General features: G+C 47.5%; 15 protein-coding genes. 6 read left to right on the top strand and 9 right to left on the bottom strand.

Features of this window, described 5'->3' with window-relative positions; translation table 11 throughout:
- Positions 1-61: 61 nt before the first annotated feature.
- The 6 genes from gudD to glnK form a co-directional block, all read right to left on the bottom strand.
- Entirely contained in the window at positions 62-1,429 is a 1,368-nt protein-coding gene (gene gudD / locus SB658_RS14560; protein WP_003234816.1) for a glucarate dehydratase, read from the bottom strand.
- Positions 1,430-1,465: 36 nt separating this feature from the next.
- Positions 1,466-2,833 (bottom strand): glucarate transporter GudP, encoded by a 1,368-nt coding sequence (gudP, locus tag SB658_RS14555; protein ID WP_003234818.1) that lies wholly within the window; start codon positions 2,831-2,833, stop codon positions 1,466-1,468.
- Positions 2,834-2,916: 83 nt separating this feature from the next.
- Positions 2,917-4,383, bottom strand: a complete 1,467-nt coding sequence (gene gucD, locus SB658_RS14550) for an alpha-ketoglutaric semialdehyde dehydrogenase GucD (RefSeq protein WP_003246263.1) — start codon at positions 4,381-4,383, stop codon at positions 2,917-2,919.
- Between the two features lie 29 nt (positions 4,384-4,412).
- On the bottom strand, positions 4,413-5,339 hold the full coding sequence (gene kdgD / locus SB658_RS14545) for a 5-dehydro-4-deoxyglucarate dehydratase (protein WP_003246372.1): 927 nt from the start codon (positions 5,337-5,339) through the stop codon (positions 4,413-4,415).
- A 226-nt stretch (positions 5,340-5,565) separates the two neighbouring features.
- The gene (glnL, locus tag SB658_RS14540) at positions 5,566-6,510 is read right to left on the bottom strand and encodes a glutamine utilization two-component system response regulator GlnL (RefSeq protein ID WP_003234824.1); all 945 of its coding nucleotides are present in this window, start codon (positions 6,508-6,510) and stop codon (positions 5,566-5,568) included.
- A 10-nt stretch (positions 6,511-6,520) separates the two neighbouring features.
- Positions 6,521-7,753: a two-component system sensor histidine kinase GlnK gene (gene glnK, locus SB658_RS14535; RefSeq protein WP_010886394.1), complete on the bottom strand. Its 1,233-nt coding sequence runs from the start codon at positions 7,751-7,753 to the stop codon at positions 6,521-6,523.
- A 301-nt stretch (positions 7,754-8,054) separates the two neighbouring features.
- On the opposite strand from glnK, the gene SB658_RS14530 reads away from it, so the two are divergent.
- The 4 genes from SB658_RS14530 to mmuP all read left to right on the top strand — a co-directional run bounded on the left by SB658_RS14530 (position 8,055) and on the right by mmuP (position 13,101).
- On the top strand, positions 8,055-9,038 hold the full coding sequence (locus SB658_RS14530; protein ID WP_003234829.1) for a glutaminase: 984 nt from the start codon (positions 8,055-8,057) through the stop codon (positions 9,036-9,038).
- A gap of 22 nt (positions 9,039-9,060) precedes the next feature.
- Positions 9,061-10,497 carry an alanine/glycine:cation symporter family protein gene (locus SB658_RS14525; protein WP_003234831.1) on the top strand — a complete coding sequence of 479 codons (1,437 nt, stop codon included), beginning with the start codon at positions 9,061-9,063 and terminating at the stop codon, positions 10,495-10,497.
- Positions 10,498-10,620: 123 nt separating this feature from the next.
- Positions 10,621-11,568, top strand: coding sequence for a homocysteine S-methyltransferase (gene mmuM / locus SB658_RS14520; RefSeq protein WP_113713018.1), 948 nt, complete (start codon positions 10,621-10,623; stop codon positions 11,566-11,568).
- Positions 11,569-11,688: 120 nt separating this feature from the next.
- A complete protein-coding gene (gene mmuP, locus SB658_RS14515; RefSeq protein WP_009966441.1) occupies positions 11,689-13,101 on the top strand; it encodes an S-methylmethionine permease in 1,413 nt (470 codons plus the stop codon).
- A gap of 36 nt (positions 13,102-13,137) precedes the next feature.
- Here mmuP and SB658_RS14510 read toward each other — a convergent pair whose 3' ends face one another.
- The 3 genes from SB658_RS14510 to gamR form a co-directional block, all read right to left on the bottom strand.
- Positions 13,138-14,208, bottom strand: a complete 1,071-nt coding sequence (locus SB658_RS14510; RefSeq protein ID WP_003246499.1) for a branched-chain amino acid aminotransferase — start codon at positions 14,206-14,208, stop codon at positions 13,138-13,140.
- 209 nt (positions 14,209-14,417) lie between these two features.
- Positions 14,418-14,693 (bottom strand): DUF1648 domain-containing protein, encoded by a 276-nt coding sequence (locus tag SB658_RS14505; protein WP_113713017.1) that lies wholly within the window; start codon positions 14,691-14,693, stop codon positions 14,418-14,420.
- A gap of 33 nt (positions 14,694-14,726) precedes the next feature.
- The gene (gene gamR, locus SB658_RS14500) at positions 14,727-15,434 is read right to left on the bottom strand and encodes a transcriptional regulator GamR (protein ID WP_003234841.1); all 708 of its coding nucleotides are present in this window, start codon (positions 15,432-15,434) and stop codon (positions 14,727-14,729) included.
- Between the two features lie 218 nt (positions 15,435-15,652).
- Here gamR and nagB point away from each other — a divergent pair, with 218 nt between their 5' ends.
- Both nagB and ptsG read left to right on the top strand, forming a co-directional pair.
- Positions 15,653-16,402 carry a glucosamine-6-phosphate deaminase gene (nagB, locus tag SB658_RS14495; protein WP_113713016.1) on the top strand — a complete coding sequence of 250 codons (750 nt, stop codon included), beginning with the start codon at positions 15,653-15,655 and terminating at the stop codon, positions 16,400-16,402.
- A 20-nt stretch (positions 16,403-16,422) separates the two neighbouring features.
- Entirely contained in the window at positions 16,423-18,318 is a 1,896-nt protein-coding gene (gene ptsG / locus SB658_RS14490) for a glucose-specific PTS transporter subunit IIBC (RefSeq protein ID WP_113713015.1), read from the top strand.
- The last annotated feature ends 55 nt before the right edge of the window (positions 18,319-18,373 follow it).

The raw sequence follows: 18,373 nt of genomic DNA, 5'->3' as shown, positions 1-18,373 counted from the left end.
CTCCCTTCAGTTGTTCAATTGTAAGACAAAATAGCGGATATGACAATATTTACAATCAAACTTATCGCACAAGACACGGGCGCTTCCGGTCAAATTCCCAGTTGCTGATCAGGAACTGCATTGGGATCGCGTCATTCCGTGCGCCTAAATTCATTTTCCGATAGATCTCATGCGCTTTTTCCACTTGTTCCATATCAATATCGACGCCTAGTCCAGGCTTATCCGGCACCTTGACACAGCCAGAAGAAATCTCAAAAGGCTGTTTCGTTAATCGCTGCCCGTCCTGCCAGATCCAATGGGTATCAATCGCCGTGATCCGCCCCGGAGCCGCTGCTGCCACATGGGTAAACATCGCAAGGGAAATATCAAAGTGGTTGTTGGAGTGCGAGCCCCATGTCAAACCCCAATCATGGCACATTTGCGCAACCCGCACCGACCCTTGCATCGTCCAAAAATGCGGATCAGCCAGCGGTATATCGACCGCGTGGAGCTGAATCGCGTGACCCATTTCCCGCCAGTCAGTCGCAATCATATTTGTCGCAGTCGGAAGCCCTGTCGCGCGGCGGAATTCAGCCATTACTTCACGAGCGGAGTAGCCATTCTCATCCCCGCATGGATCTTCCGCATACGCGAGCACATCTTGCTTTCCTTTGCATAATGCAATAGCTTCCTCTAATGACCATGCCCCGTTCGGATCAAGAGTGATCCTTGCCTCTGGAAAACGTTTCGATAATGCGGTAACAGCTTCGATTTCCTCTTCTCCCCGCAGCACCCCGCCTTTCAATTTGAAATCCTGAAAGCCATAGCGCTCCTGTGCGGATTCGGCAAGACGCACAATGGCCTCCGGCGTCAGCGCTTCCTCATGGCGCAGACGGAACCACGCACAATCTGACTGCTCATCGCTTTGATACGGCAAGGTCGTCCGATTTCGGTCGCCGATGTAAAAGAGGTAACCGAGCATTTTTACTTCATCACGCTGCTTCCCTTCGCCCAGCAAAGCCGCGACCGGTTCCTGAAGAAACTTTCCAAGCAAATCCAACAAAGCCGCTTCCAGTGCGGTGACGGCGTGCACAGTGGTGCGCAAATCAAACGTCTGGTTTCCTCGCCCTCCCCTGTCCTGATCGCCAAACTGCTTTCTGACCGTTTGCAATATCGCCTGGTACGCACCGATAGATTTTCCGACAACAAGCGGCTCTGACAGCTCCAGTGTGCGGCGAATATGCTCTCCGCCAGGCACCTCGCCGACTCCCTGATTTCCGCTGCTGTCTGTTAAGATTACGATATTCCGGGTAAAAAACGGGCTGTGTGCTCCGCTTAGATTCAGCAGCATGCTGTCATGTCCCGCAACAGGAATCACCTTCATTTCAGAAATTGAGGGAATATTCGATCTTTTTTCTTTTTGAACCTGCTCTTGTATCGGTGAACTCATGCATTTTCCTCCCTTTATAAAGCGCTTTCATAAATATTAGACAGGCAACGATTGATCGGGGTCTTGTTCTTGTTTCTTTAACACGACCCGTTTGATCGGCCCGACCAGCAGCAAATAGCTGAGGATCGCCGCAATCGCGTTAGCGCCGACAAACACAAGCGCGCCATTGAAAGATCCAGTGGCATTGACAATGTATCCGATAATAATCGGTGTTGTAATTGAGGCAATATTCCCGAAAGTGTTGAACAAACCGCCGCTTAATCCTGCACATTCTTTCGGAGACGTGTCCGACACGACAGCCCAACCCAATGCGCCGAAGCCTTTTCCGAAAAACGCGAGCGACATAATGACAACGACGAGCCATGCTGAATCTGTGTAGTTACAGACAATCATACTGCAAGACAGCAGCATGCCGGCAATGATTGGCACTTTTCTTGCAAAGGTCAGTGAACGGCCTTTTTTGAGTAAGATGTCTGACACAATGCCCCCAAGGACGCCGCCGGCAAATCCGCACAGCGCCGGCAGGGAAGCGACAAACCCAGCTTCAAGAATAGACATGCCGCGGGCCTGAACCAAATATACCGGAAACCATGTGAGAAAGAAATAGGTGAGAGTCGTAATACAGTATTGCGCGATGTACACGCCAATCAGCATGCGGTTCGTTAACAGCTGTTTGATATACGGCCATTTCGATTCTGTTTCTTGTTTGCTTTTACTGTCATCCATGGAAATCAGCCCGCCGCCCTGTTCGATGTACGCAAGCTCAGCTTCATTAACCTTCGGATGTTTTTTCGGTTCATACACCGTTTTTAGCCAGATGACAGCCAGAAGAATGCCTGCAATACCCATAACAACGAAGACGGAATGCCAGCCGAAAGAGTGGGTAAGCCAGCCCATTAAAGGAGAAAAAATGACGATTGCGAAGTATTGTGCTGAATTAAAAAAGGCTGAAGCTGTCCCGCGCTCGGAGCTTGGAAACCATGAGGCAACAACTCTGCCGTTTCCGGGAAATGAAGGCGCTTCTGATAAACCAACCAGAAAACGCAGTGCAAACAGCAGGATAATCGCTGTGCCGGCGGAGAAAAAGCCAATCGCCCCTTGCAGCAACGTAAAAAACGACCAGAAAAAGATGCTTAACGCAATGATAGTCTTTGAACCAAAACGGTCCAGCAGCCAGCCGCCCGGAAGCTGTCCGATGACATAGGCCCAGCCAAAGGCAGAAAAGACATATCCCATGGCGACCGAGTCCAATCCCAAATCGTGCTGGACGGAATCTCCGGTGATGGAAAGCGTCGCTCGATCCGCGTAGTTAATAGAGGTCACAAGAAACAGCATAAACACGATGAACCAGCGCACGGACGTTTTTTTGCCCGCCGGAGTAACACTCGCAAAGTCTTTTTTCATAGTATCTTCTCCTTTTCAAAGTAGAGAATCATATGCTGGTTGTGATAAACCGGGAAAGAGACGCACGCCTCTTTCCAGCACCATTACGGCTTCACAAAAACAGTTTTGATCGCTGTGAAAAAGTCCTTCGCTGCCTCACCCTGTTCTCGGGAGTGGGAGCTCGACTGCTTCATGCCGCCAAAAGGCGCCTGCAGCTCAACACCTGCGCTTTCTGCATTGATCCGAACCAGCCCGGCATCGATTTCATCAATGAAAGAAAGCATTCGGCCGATGTTTTCCGTGAAGATGGATGCACTTAAACCGAACTTCACATCATTGGCGATGTTCAGCGCCTCCTCTATCGAGTCCACCTTGATCAAGGCGATCACCGGACCGAAAATTTCCTCCTGGGCAATTGTCATCTCAGATGTCACATTGTCAAAGATGGCAGGCTGAACATAATAGCCGTTTTGATACTTTCCGTTCTCCAGCTTTTCTCCTCCTATTAAAAGGGAAGCGCCCTCCTGTTTGCCTTTCTCAATGTATGACAGGCAGTTATCAAGCTGATTCTTGCTGGCTATCGGTCCCATCCAGACATCCTCTTTTAAGCTGTCTCCGATTGTAATATCTTTTGTGCGCTGGAGCAGTTTTTCTTTAAAGCGCTCGTAAATTCCGCTTTGTACGATGACACGGCTTGTCGCGGTGCATTTCTGGCCGGTTGAACGGAAGGCCCCCGTTATGACAGCTTCTGCCGCAGCTTCAAGGTCAGCGTCATCAGCTACGATGACAGGGTTTTTGCCGCCCATCTCAAGCTGATATTTGGCTCCCCTCGCTAAAGCGGCTTGCCCGATGATTTTTCCGACTTGATTTGAACCGGTAAACGTAACGGCGTTTACACCGTCATGCTCAGCAAGCCCCTGCCCGACAACAGAACCCGGGCCTGTCACCAAATTGATGACCCCTGCCGGGAGCCCCGCTTCCTCAAAGCAGGCAATGATCTTCGCGCATGTCACAGCTGTTTCTGTCGCCGGTTTGATGACAACGGTATTGCCGTATACCAATGCCGGCGCCATTTTCCAAATCGGAATCGCCACTGGGAAGTTCCACGGAGAAATCACACCGACCACACCGAGCGGAACACGGGTGGTAAACATGAGCGCGTCTTTGTCAGTAGACGGAATGACGTCACCCGTTTTTCGCATGCCCTCTCCGGCGTAATAGCGCAGAATGGCAATCCCCCGGGCTGTTTCTCCCTTCGCTTCCGGCAATGTTTTACCCATTTCACGCGTTGCACAGGCGGCGATTTCCTCCAAGCGCTGCTCCATGATATCCGCTGTTTTGTATAAGTATTGGCCGCGCTCGGCACCCGTCAGCTTTCTCCAAGCCGTTTTGGCTTCATTGGCGGCGGTGACGGCACGTTCCACATCTTCAGCCGTTGAATTCTGTACATATCCGACAATATCATTCACATCGGCAGGGTTTTCGACTTTGACCATATCGCCTGATTGAGACTTAACCCACTCTCCGTTAATAAAGTTGAGGTACGTGTTTTGTTCCGTGATCACAGACATGCCCATTGCCCCTTTCGTGTTTTTTCTGGTCAAACCGTCGCGGCTTTTTTCGGAAAACGGTCAGCCGCCTGCTTCAAAATTGCTTCCAATTGCTGATAATGATCTTTTTCAACCGGGCCGACAGGCGGTCTGGCTGTATTCCTTACATTCAAACCCATGATTTCCATACCGGCTTTAATCAAGGATACGGCGTAGCCTTTTCGTTGTTTGCGAATGTCGTTGATCGGCAGAATCACATGCCGATAGAGTTCCTTCACAAGCTCGTCATTTCCGTTTTTCAATGCATCATAGAACATTCGCGAAATATGCGGGATATAATTTGAAATCGCTGAAGAGTAAGAGTGGAACCCGATCGGCAGATAAGCCGGCATCGTCACTTCAGCCATCGGCATTCCGTTGAGCCATCCCAAGCGGTCGCCGATCGTATAGACGAGATTGATATTCAAATCCATATTTCCTACCCCGTCTTTGACACCGACAAGCTGTTCACATTCGGTCAGACGTTTGATCTGTTCAACAGAGAGAACTGCGTTATCGCGCTGATAAAGAATCGCGTTCAAGTCAGTGCTTTCAATAATCGTTTTCGCATACTGGTACAGCCCCTCCTGTTCGCCATGCACCAAATACGGAGGCAGAATCAAGTAGCCGTCGGCGCCTTTTTTCTCCGACAGCTGCGCCCAATCAAGCGCTGTGCTGAGGTTGCCGCCCACCCCCGTGTAGACCGGCACCTTTCCTCCGGCTGCCGAGACTGCGACTTCCACCATTTGCTCATATTCCTTCTGGCTGAGAGATTGGAATTCACCAGACCCGCAAGCGATAAATATCGCTTCCAAGCCCTCATTCAGCAAAAACTCAATGTTTTGAAAAAGAGCTTCTTCCTCCAGTTTTCCTTGTGTGTTAAAAGGAGCAACCGGAAAACCTAAAATTCCAGCGGGTGCTTTTCTGATACGGCTCATCAACATAACCTCCTGTTATTTGTGTATACGGCCTCTATCTGTAAGCGCTTTTATTAATTTTTCTTTCACATCCGCTCCTTCCCATATATCCTTTTGTTTAATTGTAAGACAAATAAACAATAAGTCAATATCTTTATTTTCTGATATTTTATAAAAAAGCGGTAAATCACTGTCCGGCCGGGATTCTGCGCAGCAAAAAAACAGCCTGGTCAGCCGGCTGTTTGGTTTATATCCTTCTTTGTTTCATCGTCTCATGCAAAAGCTTTGCTTCCAAAAAAAACACGTGGATGAATTTTTTCATATTTATTCTAGCAGGTGCAAGGGGTTTTGCATCCTTGGATTGGAGTTCTTTCATTTTCTGGCTGACAACCGGAAAATCAAAGAATTTCGATGCATAGGTTTCAAATTTTGGATTCGAAAAATCAGTTGTGCCCAGTGAAGCAAAATGGTGCAGCGAATGAATAATCGCTCTGCGGATACGCTGCTCCGAGGCTTTCATTTCGCGATTGACTTCCGTCTGTGAGGCTCCTGTCCCCAGCTTCCGTACCGCTACTTGGGTGAATATTTGTTTTAGCGAAGGGCTTTGTTTTTCGTGCGGCTCGGATTGCTCGTGTTCTGCTAAATACTGCAGGACCGCCATGAGATCATGTGCGCCGCCTTCTCCCATCATGCCCAGCTCGGACAACAGGAATGTTCCTGCCTCTTTTAAACCGCTGTCACTCTTCTGCTGGGGACGCGCTTTCCGTTCAGTCCGATTGACAAGCCGGCTTAGAGAATGCTGAATGGCTCCAATCGAGTGTTCAAGCTCGATCCGCTCCTTCACCTTTTGGAGAACCGTGACAATTTCAATGCGGTTAATCGGCTTATGGATAAAATATTCGATGCCGAGCGAGTACGCTTCCCCGACCATTTCCTTCGCCTCCACTTGAGAGATCATTACGATTTTGCCGGAGTACGTATTCTGGATCTGACGAATCGTCTCAATGCCGTCTCTTCCGGGCATTAACAGATCGATTAATAAAATATCAATCTGCTTAAATTGCAGCATATGCCCTTCCACTTGGCTTCCGTCGTCTGCTTCACCAGCAGCTTCCCCGAGATCTTCGTCCTCAATGATCTGCCTTAAAATTGACCGCACCGCACGGTCATCATCTGCAATAAAAAAACGCATAGCTTTTGGTTCACCCTTTCTGAATCAAATGCCGGACAGGCAGCCTGATGGCAAACACCACTCCCCGCTGCTGATTATCAAACGTGATATCCCCTTCTAGCTCTGTCACGATTTCCTTTACGTAGGAAAGTCCGATACCCGTAGAAGGCGTGCCAAATTCGTCATATTTTGAAGTAAAGCCCGGGTCAAACACAATGTCTCCGATTTTCTCGGAAATCCCGGGGCCATTGTCTTCCACCTGGAATTCTACCATACTCTCATTTGGCTTACGGAGCCTCAGGCTGACCATTCCCTCTTCATCCATAGCCTCTACCGCATTTGCTGTTAGATTATTAATGATCGAAAGCACGATAAATACGTGATATTCGTCATGCTCTCCCTCGATCGAGCAGTAAAAATCAATCTGCTTCCCTAGTGCTTCAGCGTACTTTTCATTCATTCGAATCACGAGCTGCAGCAAATCAGAAGCCCTCATATAATCTCTCAAACTCTCATTCGAAATCAGTTTTGAAAGCCCTGCGAATATCCGCTGGTTGTCCTTTTTCACTTCATGAATCTCTCCGGCCAGTCTCAGGATTCTGCCGCTCAGCTGAACATCCTTGCCCTTCATTTCCCGATAGAGCTGATACGAATCGTTTGTCACTTTCTCTGTCGTTTTCAATGTCTTTTTTAGGTGCACCGTTTCTTCATATAAATTGGAAACGATCATCAGCATGTGCTCGTGCTGCTGCCTTGTCTGTTTTTCTCTCGATTGTGTTTCATACAGCTTCAGCACACTATAAAAGCTCATCACAATAAATGTGTGAGAAATCGCAATCACCGCAATGTCAGTGATTTTCTCAGGCGTGACAACCGTATGAAAAATGAGAAATTGCACAGTTAGCTCGACACAATCTGACACAACTTCAATCATAAACCCAATGAAACCGAGCATAATCGGCCGTTCACGGAAACGATTGGCCTTTAATATGGAAAACAGACAGGCGTAAGTCATATAAAAGAAAAAGCCAGACGCTTGATCATACAGAATCGGAGTCAGCCCATTGTGTCCTCCGCCCCATAATTCCAGAAAGACGCGAAAGATGAAAACAGCCGCTCCAGTCAGAAAACCCGGCAGCACAGCGGGCACATGCCGCAACAATGATAAAAAGAAGAAAAAAACCGGTGCCCCAAAGCTGACCCGGAATTCTTCATTGAGGGGATAAAATTTCAGTTCACCGGCCAGCGGCACCGTAATCAGCATGAGGGCCAGTATATATCCGTCTTTTTCAATAAACCGTTCCAGTTTTATGTTGATCACATCCTCGCTTTTTATTTTGGGGAATCGGGAGAAAACCTGCAAATTGCTTTTGACCCAGAACATGAGGTTTTTATAAATCTTACTGCTTATTTTCAAAATGTTTTTGTCGTATTTTGTATGATTCTGTAGTCTCCATTATACAGTAATTATACCTTCCGCTATTATGAAAGCGTTTAACGCCCCCTTAGCCTTCGTTTTGATACACCTCAGTCCTTTAAGAAAAAAATCAGTGAGGAGGAATTCGATGAAAGAATTGATAAAAGAGCACCAGAAAGACATAAACCCGGCGTTACAGCTTCATGATTGGGTTGAATACTATCGCCCTTTTGCCGCCAATGGACAAAGCGCAAACTATATCCCCGCTTTAGGAAAAGTCAATGATTCACAGCTCGGCATCTGTGTATTGGAGCCTGATGGAACGATGATACACGCCGGCGACTGGAACGTCTCTTTTACCATGCAAAGCATTTCAAAAGTGATTAGCTTTATTGCCGCCTGCATGAGCCGCGGCATTCCCTATGTGCTTGACCGCGTAGATGTCGAGCCGACAGGTGACGCCTTTAATTCAATCATTCGGCTCGAAATCAACAAGCCGGGAAAGCCCTTCAATCCCATGATCAACGCGGGTGCCCTCACCATCGCTTCGATCCTTCCCGGAGAATCTGCATACGAAAAGCTCGAGTTTCTTTACTCGGTGATGGAAACTTTGATAGGAAAACGGCCAAGAATTCATGAAGAAGTATTCCGTTCTGAATGGGAAACCGCCCACCGCAACAGAGCGCTGGCCTACTATTTAAAAGAAACAAACTTTTTAGAAGCTGAAGTAGAAGAAACACTTGAGGTGTACTTGAAGCAATGCGCTATGGAGAGCACTACAGAAGATATTGCGTTGATCGGCCTGATCCTTGCTCATGACGGGTATCATCCGATTCGACACGAGCAGGTGATTCCAAAAGATGTGGCAAAATTGGCCAAGGCATTAATGCTGACGTGCGGCATGTACAACGCTTCAGGCAAATATGCGGCGTTTGTCGGCGTGCCGGCCAAAAGCGGCGTCTCCGGCGGCATCATGGCGCTGGTGCCTCCAAGCGCCAGAAGAGAACAGCCTTTTCAATCCGGATGCGGCATCGGCATTTACGGGCCTGCCATTGATGAATACGGCAACAGCCTCACTGGCGGTATGCTGCTGAAGCATATGGCGCAGGAATGGGAGCTCAGCATTTTTTAAATATGAAAAAAGAGGTGATTGTATGCAGCAAATCCTGGAACATATCGTCGGTATTGCAAATGATCTTTTGTGGTCAAAGCTATTGATTGTTTTGCTCCTTTCTCTGGGAATCTATTTTACGTTCAGGCTTAAGTTTTTACAGGTTCGCATGCTGAAAGAAATGGTCAGGGTATTAAGAGAAGGTGCTGCTTCCCGGTCAAAAAACAGCATTTCTCCGTTTCAAGCCTTTTGCATCAGCATGGCGGCCCGTGTCGGAACGGGAAATATTACGGGCATTGCCATCGCCATTGCACTCGGCGGGCCCGGTGCAATCTTCTGGATGTGGATTATCGCCATTATCGGATCAGCATCCAGCTTTGTGGAAAGCACACTGGCTCAGATTTATAAAGTAAAAGATGTAAACGGCTTCCGCGGCGGGCCGGCGTATTACATGGAAAAAGGGCTGAACAAAAGGTGGATGGGCGCGCTGTTCGCTGTGTTAATCACCTTATCGTTCGGTATCGTCTTCAACTCGGTTCAATCCAATACAGTCAGCCTTGCCTTTGAAAACGCGTTTGGCACAAACCGCCTGACATTGGGACTCATTTTAATTGCTGTATTCGGCACGATTATTTTTGGCGGAGTCAAGCGCATTGCAAAGCTGGCTGAATCCATTGTCGTCGTATTGGCTGTCCTGTATATCGGAGTTGCGTTTTTCGTCATTTTCACCAACATTACGCAGCTGCCAAGTGTGCTTGCGCTAATCGTGAAAAATGCGTTTGGTTTTGATCAGGCCGCCGGCGGGGCTTTGGGCGCGGCACTCATGCAAGGCGTCAGACGGGGAATCTTTTCAAACGAAGCGGGAATGGGAAGCGCACCGAATGCCGCTGCCACCGCCACAACAAGCCATCCCGTCAAACAGGGGCTGATCCAAGCTTTTGGTGTACTGACAGATACACTGGTCATTTGTACAAGCACCGCCTTTATCATCCTGTTTTCGGATGCCTATCATACTCCGGGTCTGAGCGGAATCGCCTTGACACAAGCCTCCCTCAGCTCCCATGTCGGATCATGGGCATCAGGCTTTCTGGCCATTCTGATTTTGTTATTCGGATTCTGTGCTCTAATTGGAAACTATTATTATGGCGAAACCAATATCGGCTTTTTGAACAAAAGCAAAAAACTGATTTTTGTCTACCGTATCGGCGTGCTGGCAATGATCGTGTTTGGCTGTGTTGCCAAAGTCCAGCTCGTCTGGGATCTTGCTGATTTGTTCATGGGTTTGATGGTCGTCGTGAATTTAATCGCTATTTTCTTACTATCAAAGGTTGTTTTTACGGCGCTGAAAGACTATACACGCCAGAAAAAAGCAGGCAAAGATCCTGTCTTTTATAAAGATGTGCTCAAAAACCATAATGGCATTGAGTGCTGGCCGGTTTCAGACACAAAGACTGACACGCACAACAAACAAATATCATAAGAAAAGGGTGTTCAGACATATGGGCTGAACACCTTTCTCTTTTTGCGTTTATTGACAAACACGTAAGCCTCCATTACGATTTTCATATCTTTTTCAAAAAAATCTGAAAGAAAGGTACATTCTATGAATCCTATCCAACACATACTAGATACATACCCGCTTATTGTGCTAGACGGCGCCATGGCGACCGAGCTTGAACGCAAGGGCTGTGATTTGAACGACAGTCTGTGGTCGGCAAAAATCCTGATGGAAGAGCCGGAGCTGATTAAACAAGTTCATACTGATTATTTCGCAGCAGGCGCCGATTGTGCAATCACCGCCAGCTATCAGTCTACATTTGAAGGCTTTGCCGCACGCGGGCTGAGCGAAGCGGAAGCACGCCGGCTCATCGAGTTGTCCGTCAGCATCGCAGCTGAAGCACGTGATGAATTTTGGTCGCTTGAAGAGAACCGTTTGAATCGGCCAAAACCGATCATTGCGGCTTCTGTAGGCCCTTATGGCGCTTATCTTGCAGACGGGTCTGAGTATCGCGGCAACTACGCAATATCAGAAGATGAACTGATTGAATTTCATCGCCCCCGGATGAAGGCGCTGATTGAAGCCGGAGCTGATGTATTGGCATGCGAAACGATTCCGTGTCTGACTGAAGCCAAAGCGATTGTTCGGCTGTTGAAGGAATTTCCTGAAACGTATGCATGGATCAGCTTCAGTGCTAAAGACGGCCTGCATATCAGTGACGGAACACCTGCATCTGATTGCGCATCATGGCTTGATGAACACCGCCAAATTGCAGCACTCGGCATCAACTGCACGCCGCTTCAGCATATCCCTTCCTTGATAGAGGAGTTAAAAAAGAACACGTCAAAACCGATCATTGTCTACCCGAATTCAGGTGAGCAATATGATCCGGAAACAAAAACGTGGAACGGCGCAGCATGCGCAGAATCTTACGGGGCGAGCGCCCGCACCTGGCATGAAAAAGGAGCGAGGCTGATTGGCGGCTGCTGCCGGACAAAACCCGAAAATATTCAAGAAATTGCGGCTTGGGCCCGCTCTTTAAAAACAACTTGACTTATCGGAATAGTTTGTATATTCTAACTTAAAGCCGGTTCGCCGGAGTCTCGTGTCACTTTCTGACATGAGATTTTTTATTAGGAAGGAAATAAATCGCTGATAGAAAGTTGGAAAAAGATGAACTCTGCCCACAACAAGAATGAGACAACCTTTCAGAGAAGTATGAAAAGCCGGCACCTCTTTATGCTTTCCTTGGGAGGTGTCATCGGAACCGGGCTGTTTTTAAGCTCAGGTTATACCATTCAGCAAGCAGGCCCGGCCGGAACGATACTCGCCTACTTAGTCGGGGCCGGCATCGTCTATCTGGTCATGCTATGCCTCGGTGAGCTGTCAGTCGCCATGCCTGTGACCGGCGCCTTTCACACCTATGCAGCCAAATACATAGGGCCGGGCACCGGATTTACGGTCGCTTGGCTGTATTGGCTGACATGGACCGTGGCATTGGGATCAGAATTCACAGCAGCCGGCCTGTTAATGCAGCGCTGGTTCCCCCATACATCGGTTTGGATGTGGAGTGCCGTCTTTGCGCTGTTCATCTTCTTGCTTAACGCATTTTCGGTCAAGTTTTTCGCTGAATCAGAATTTTGGTTTTCCAGCATCAAAGTATTAGCCATTGTATTATTTATTCTTTTAGGCGGCTCTGCCATGTTCGGCATCATCCCGATCAAAGGCGGAGAAGCCGCTCCGATGCTGTCCAACTTCACGGCGGAAGGCGGGCTTTTTCCCAATGGATTTGTCCCGATTTTGATGACGATGCTGTCCGTCAATTTTGCCTTTTCGGGAACGGAACTAATCGGAATCGCAGCCGGTGAAAGCGTTGATCCTGACAAGACGATACCAAAAGCGATAAAAACAACGGTCTGGCGTCTCTCGCTCTTCTTTGTCGGAACAATTTTTGTGCTGTCAGGGCTGATTCCGATTCAAGATGCAGGTGTCATCAAAAGCCCGTTTGTCGCTGTCTTTGACAGAGTCGGTGTACCATACGCAGCCGATATCATGAACTTTGTTATCCTGACAGCGATCCTGTCAGCGGCTAATTCCGGACTCTACGCTTCTTCCCGGATGCTGTGGTCTTTATCAAAAGAAAAAACGCTTCATCCGACATTTGCAAAGCTGACGTCAAAAGGAACCCCTTTTAACGCGCTGGTGTTCAGCATGATCGGCGGCATTCTGTCGTTGCTGTCCAGCGTATTTGCGCCAGACACTGTATACGTTGTGCTCGTGTCGATTTCCGGTTTTGCCGTCGTTGTCGTGTGGATGGGAATCGCTGCTTCTCAATTCATGTTCAGAAAACGTTATATCGAAGCGGGAAACAAGGTTACTGATTTGAAATACAGAACCCCTTTGTATCCGTTCGTGCCGATTGCTGCGTTCCTGTTATGCCTGGCTTCCGTCGTTGGCATTGCCTTTGATCCGAATCAAAGAATCGCACTCTATTGCGGCGTTCCATTTATGGCCATTTGCTATGCAATATATTATGTAAAAAACCGCAAAAGCCAGCCGGCTGCTGATATGACTCATTCAAAATAAAAAGAACCTGCCTCCGGGCAGGTTCTTTTTCGATTTTCACACTTCCACTGTCCAGTTAAACGGGCCTTTTACCTTGCCAAGCTGAATATCTGTTATCGTTTCATACAGCTTTTTCGAGAGGTCCCCGATTTGCCCGTCGCCTACAATCACCGTTTTTCCATGGATGTTGAGTTCACCGACAGGCGTAACGACTGCTGCCGTGCCTGTGCCAAAGACCTCTGTCAATTCTCCGCGTGCAGAGGCCGCATACACCTCATCAATCGATATTCTCTCTTCACGAACCGGAATGCCCCAGCTTCGAATCAATTCAATCGCAGACGCACGTGTAACCCCGCTTAAAATGCTTCCGCTTAAAGCAGGTGTGACAGCTTCCCCGTTTATGACGAAAAAGATGTTCATGCTCCCTACTTCTTCCACATATTTCTTTTCGATGGCGTCCAGCCACAGTACCTGGTCATAGCCCAGTTCATTCGCTTTCCGCTGTGCCTGAAGACTGGCGGCATAGTTTCCAGCCGTTTTTGCAAACCCGACTCCTCCGTTGACCGCCCTCACATACTCATCTTCGACATAGATTCTAACCGGCTTCAGCTGATCGTCGCCATAATAGGAGCCGACAGGCGAAAGCACGATCATAAATGTATAGCTCCTGGATGCCTTCACACCGAGACTCGGTTCTGTGGCAATGACAAAAGGACGAATATACAGTGACGTTCCTTTTTCCTTTGGAACCCAATCTTTCTCCAGCTCAACTAATTGCGTCAATGCCTCAAGCACCAGCTCTTCGTCTAAAGGGGGCATGCTCATGCGCTCACACGATCTGTTCAGCCGTTTGATATTTTGATCCGGACGGAACAGCAGCACCCTGCCGTCGTCTGTTCTGTATGCTTTTAATCCTTCAAAAACAGCCTGGCCGTAATGAAAAACAGATGAAGACGGATCAAGCGTAAGCGGTGCGTACGGCGCAATTCTCGGATGATGCCATCCAATCCCCTCTTCGTAGTCCATCACAAACATATAATCTGTAAAATATTGTCCAAACCCCAAGGAAGACGGGTCGGGCTTTTCCTTATAATATACAGTTTTTTCTCGTTCAATAAGCTTATTCAATCTAATCAGCACACCTTTCACATAATTGTTTAAATATTCAGTCTTTTTAAAGCTGCAAAAAGTATACAGCCTTTCCTTTAATAATACGCCGCTTCACACCTATAAATTTCAGAATATTCTTTAGGATCATCAGCTATTATACACCACATTCATTGTCAGATGAAGCTGAAATTAAAGAAAAACAGCCAGTTTTATTCTGGCTGTTTGATTTAGACCGCTAAACAAAGGACGACAATGTGGCAAATCAGCAAAATATACACTGCGAACACTAATTGCCAATTGATCTTCCGCGCCCATGCAAACACCACCATCAAAACAGGCAGCATCACAGTCCCCGCCAGCTTGTTAACCGTCAGATTCGGACTGTTCGCAACATCATAATGAATCGGCATCTGCGTCGGCAGAAAAGGGTAAAATACAATTGAAAGGATGAATGCAGCAATCACTGCTCCCCACAGCACTTTTCCATTCGTCAATAAAAACATAGAACCACCATTCCCTTCTTAAAACACATTGCTTTATGAATGATATGACTGTTCTACGGTGAATTTCGTTCGGTCTCCCCGGGTAATAATTTGCGCATATTCCACCACTTCTTCATTTTTATCATAGGTAAGGGATTCTGATAAAAACGCAGGCGCTCCGACATTGGTTAATAAGTGGCCGCTGATCGTTTCATCCGTTAAAATCGGTTCGATCGATTCCGTGCCCCTGCTGATTTCAATATTGTATTTTGTCCTTAACAATTCAAACAGCGAGCCGGTGCATTCCTCCTGTGCCAGCCCCGGTGCCGCCTTCCAGGGAATATATGAGGTATGATACTGCAAAGGTTCCCCCTCGGCGTATCTGACTCTGACAAGCTTGTTAACAGGTTCATTCTCTTTCATTTTCAAAAGCTCGGCAATGGAGTGATCGGCAGGAATCACCACAAGCTCAAGCACTTTTGATTCAGAACGAAGGCCTCTCATTTGTTCTGCAAAGCTCGTAATCTTATGCGGAATTGGCGTTTGTATTTTTGCCGCCGATACAAATGTCCCTTTTCCTTGAATTCTTTTAATATATCCCTCAAGCTCTAGCTGCTGAAGGGCCAGTCTCACAGTTGTTCTGCTGACATCATATTGTTCGCAAAACTCACTCTCCGTCGGCAGCTGATCATTCGCCTGATATTTGCCCGATTTAATTAACTCAATGATTTTAAACTTGATAACAGAATATAAAGCTGTCATTTCATTCTCCCCATTCTGTATGCATTCCGTTCTTTTTAATTGAGACCATAATACCATTTGCCATCCCAATATGAAAGATTTGTATCCTTCTTTTATAACAAATTTTCAGAAATTAATATTGACAGTTTGATAAGGGCGGTGCTAAATTCGTAATGACAAGTATCGTAAATTGGTTATAACAAATATGGTGCTTGTCTATCTCTTTGAGGGGGTGTCACATGAAGATTCTGATCGCCGATCACTACGAAGAACTCTGTAAGTTAAGCGCTGCCATTATTAAAGAACAAATACAAGCTAAGAAAGATGCCGTTCTCGGCCTGGCAACAGGAAGCACACCGGTCGGCTTGTATAAGCAGTTGATTTCAGACTATCAGGCAGGCGAAATTGATTTTTCAAAGGTTACTACATTTAATTTGGATGAATACGCTGGTCTCTCTCCATCTCATCCGCAAAGTTATAACCACTTTATGCATGAGCATCTATTTCAGCATATCAATATGCAGCCTGATCATATTCATATCCCGCAAGGAGACAACCCGCAGCTTGAGGCGGAATGCAAAGTATACGAGGATCTCATCCGCCAGGCGGGAGGCATTGATGTCCAAATTCTCGGCATCGGCGCCAATGGCCATATCGGTTTCAATGAACCGGGATCTGATTTTGAGGACCGGACACGTGTTGTGAAGCTCTCGGAAAGCACGATACAGGCAAATGCCAGATTCTTCGGCGGTGATCCGGTGCTGGTGCCGAGACTCGCGATTTCAATGGGTATTAAAACCATCATGGAATTCAGCAAACATATTGTGCTATTAGCAAGCGGCGAGGAAAAAGCAGACGCCATTCAAAAGATGGTTGAAGGTCCTGTCACGACAGATGTACCGGCCTCCATTCTTCAAAAACACAATCATGTAACCGTTATCGCCGATTATAAAGCAGCTCAAAAATTAAAGAGTGCATCATTCTCATAACACAATAAAAGGAGACTGTCATGTTTAAAAAGGCATTTCAAATTCTGCAGCAGCTTGGCCGCGCGTTGATGACTCCGGTTGCCGTCCTGCCGGCAGCGGGTCTTTTGCTCCGTTTCGGAGACAAGGACTTACTGAACATCCCTATTATAAAGGATGCGGGCGGCGTTGTATTCGATAATCTTCCGCTGATTTTCGCCGTGGGGGTCGCGATCGGATTAGCCGGCGGAGAAGGTGTAGCCGGACTTGCCGCTGTCATCGGATACTTAATTTTAACCGTCACCCTCGACAATATGGGAAAATTACTCGGCCTTCAGCCTCCGTATGAAGGAGCCGAGCACCTGATTGATATGGGGGTTTTCGGAGGAATCATCATCGGGCTTCTCGCCGCCTATTTATATAAGCGATTTTCATCAATCGAGTTGCATCCGGTCCTTGGATTTTTCTCTGGAAAACGATTTGTCCCGATTATTACTTCCGTCAGTTCATTGGTGATCGGCGTCATTTTCTCATTCGTTTGGCCGCTGATCCAAAACGGAATTAACGCAGCCAGCAGTTTAATTGCCGATTCAACAGTCGGCCTGTTCTTTTATGCAACGATCTATCGTTTGCTGATTCCTTTTGGCCTGCATCATATTTTTTATACGCCTTTCTATTTTATGATGGGAGAATACACAGACCCATCAACAGGCAACACCGTAACCGGCGACCTGACAAGGTTTTTCGCGGGAGACCCGACAGCCGGGCGCTTTATGATGGGGGATTTCCCTTACATGATTTTCTGTCTGCCGGCAGTTGCACTTGCCATTATCCATACCGCGCGTCCGGAAAAGAAAAAAATGATCTCCGGCGTGATGATTTCTGCGGCGCTCACATCTATGCTGACCGGAATTACAGAACCGGTTGAGTTTTCTTTCTTGTTCGTTGCGCCCGTGCTCTATTTGATTAACTCTATTCTTGCCGGCGTCATCTTTGTCGTTTGTGATTTATTCCATGTCCGCCACGGCTATACGTTCTCAGGCGGCGGAATTGACTACGTCTTGAACTACGGACTGTCTACAAACGGCTGGGTTGTCATTCCTGTCGGGATCGTGTTTGCTTTCATTTATTATTATTTGTTCCGATTTGCGATTCTGAAATGGAATTTGAAAACGCCCGGCCGTGAGACAGATGAAGACGGTCAGAATGAGGAGAAAGCTCCAGTTGCAAAAGACCAGCTTGCCTTTCACGTGCTGCAGGCCTTGGGCGGACAGCAAAATATCGCTAACCTGGATGCATGTATCACAAGGCTTCGTGTGACCGTTCATCGGCCAAGCCAAGTCAGCAAGGATGAATTAAAACGGCTTGGTGCAGTAGGTGTGCTGGAGGTCAACAACAACTTCCAGGCAATATTCGGAACCAAGTCCGATGCCTTAAAAGACGACATCAAAACAATCATGGCCGGAGGCGTCCCTGCCACCGCCGCCGCGCTGGACACGGTAACTGACAAACCGCTGAAGCCCGATTCCGATGAGACCTTTATTTATCCGATTAAAGGAGAAACAGTCTCTTTAGGGGATGTGCCTGATCAGGTCTTTTCAGAAAAAATGATGGGCGAGGGATTTGCGATTATACCATCAGAAGGAAAAGTCGTTGCACCTGCGGACGGCGAGATCGTCTCGATTTTTCCGACAAAACACGCCATCGGCTTTATGAGCGCCGGCGGCACTGAAATCCTGATTCATGTCGGCATCGATACCGTCAAACTGAATGGGGAAGGCTTTGAAGCACATGTCACAAGCGGACAAGCCGTCAAACAAGGCGAACTGCTTCTCACCTTTGATCTCAATTACATCAAGCAGCATGCCGCTTCAGCCATAACACCGGTTATTTTCACAAATACCTCTGAAGAAGATCTAAAGCACATTCAAATGAAGTAAAAAAGTCCCCCCTGCTGCGGGGGACTTTTTCGCCAACATAATGAAAGCGCTGTCA

The organism is Bacillus sp. SIMBA_008 (assembly GCF_046535495.1).
Classification (GTDB): Bacteria; Bacillota; Bacilli; order Bacillales; family Bacillaceae; genus Bacillus; species Bacillus subtilis.
The sequence above is the reverse complement of the archived record's forward strand: the minus strand, read 5'-3'. Positions and strand labels throughout refer to the sequence as shown.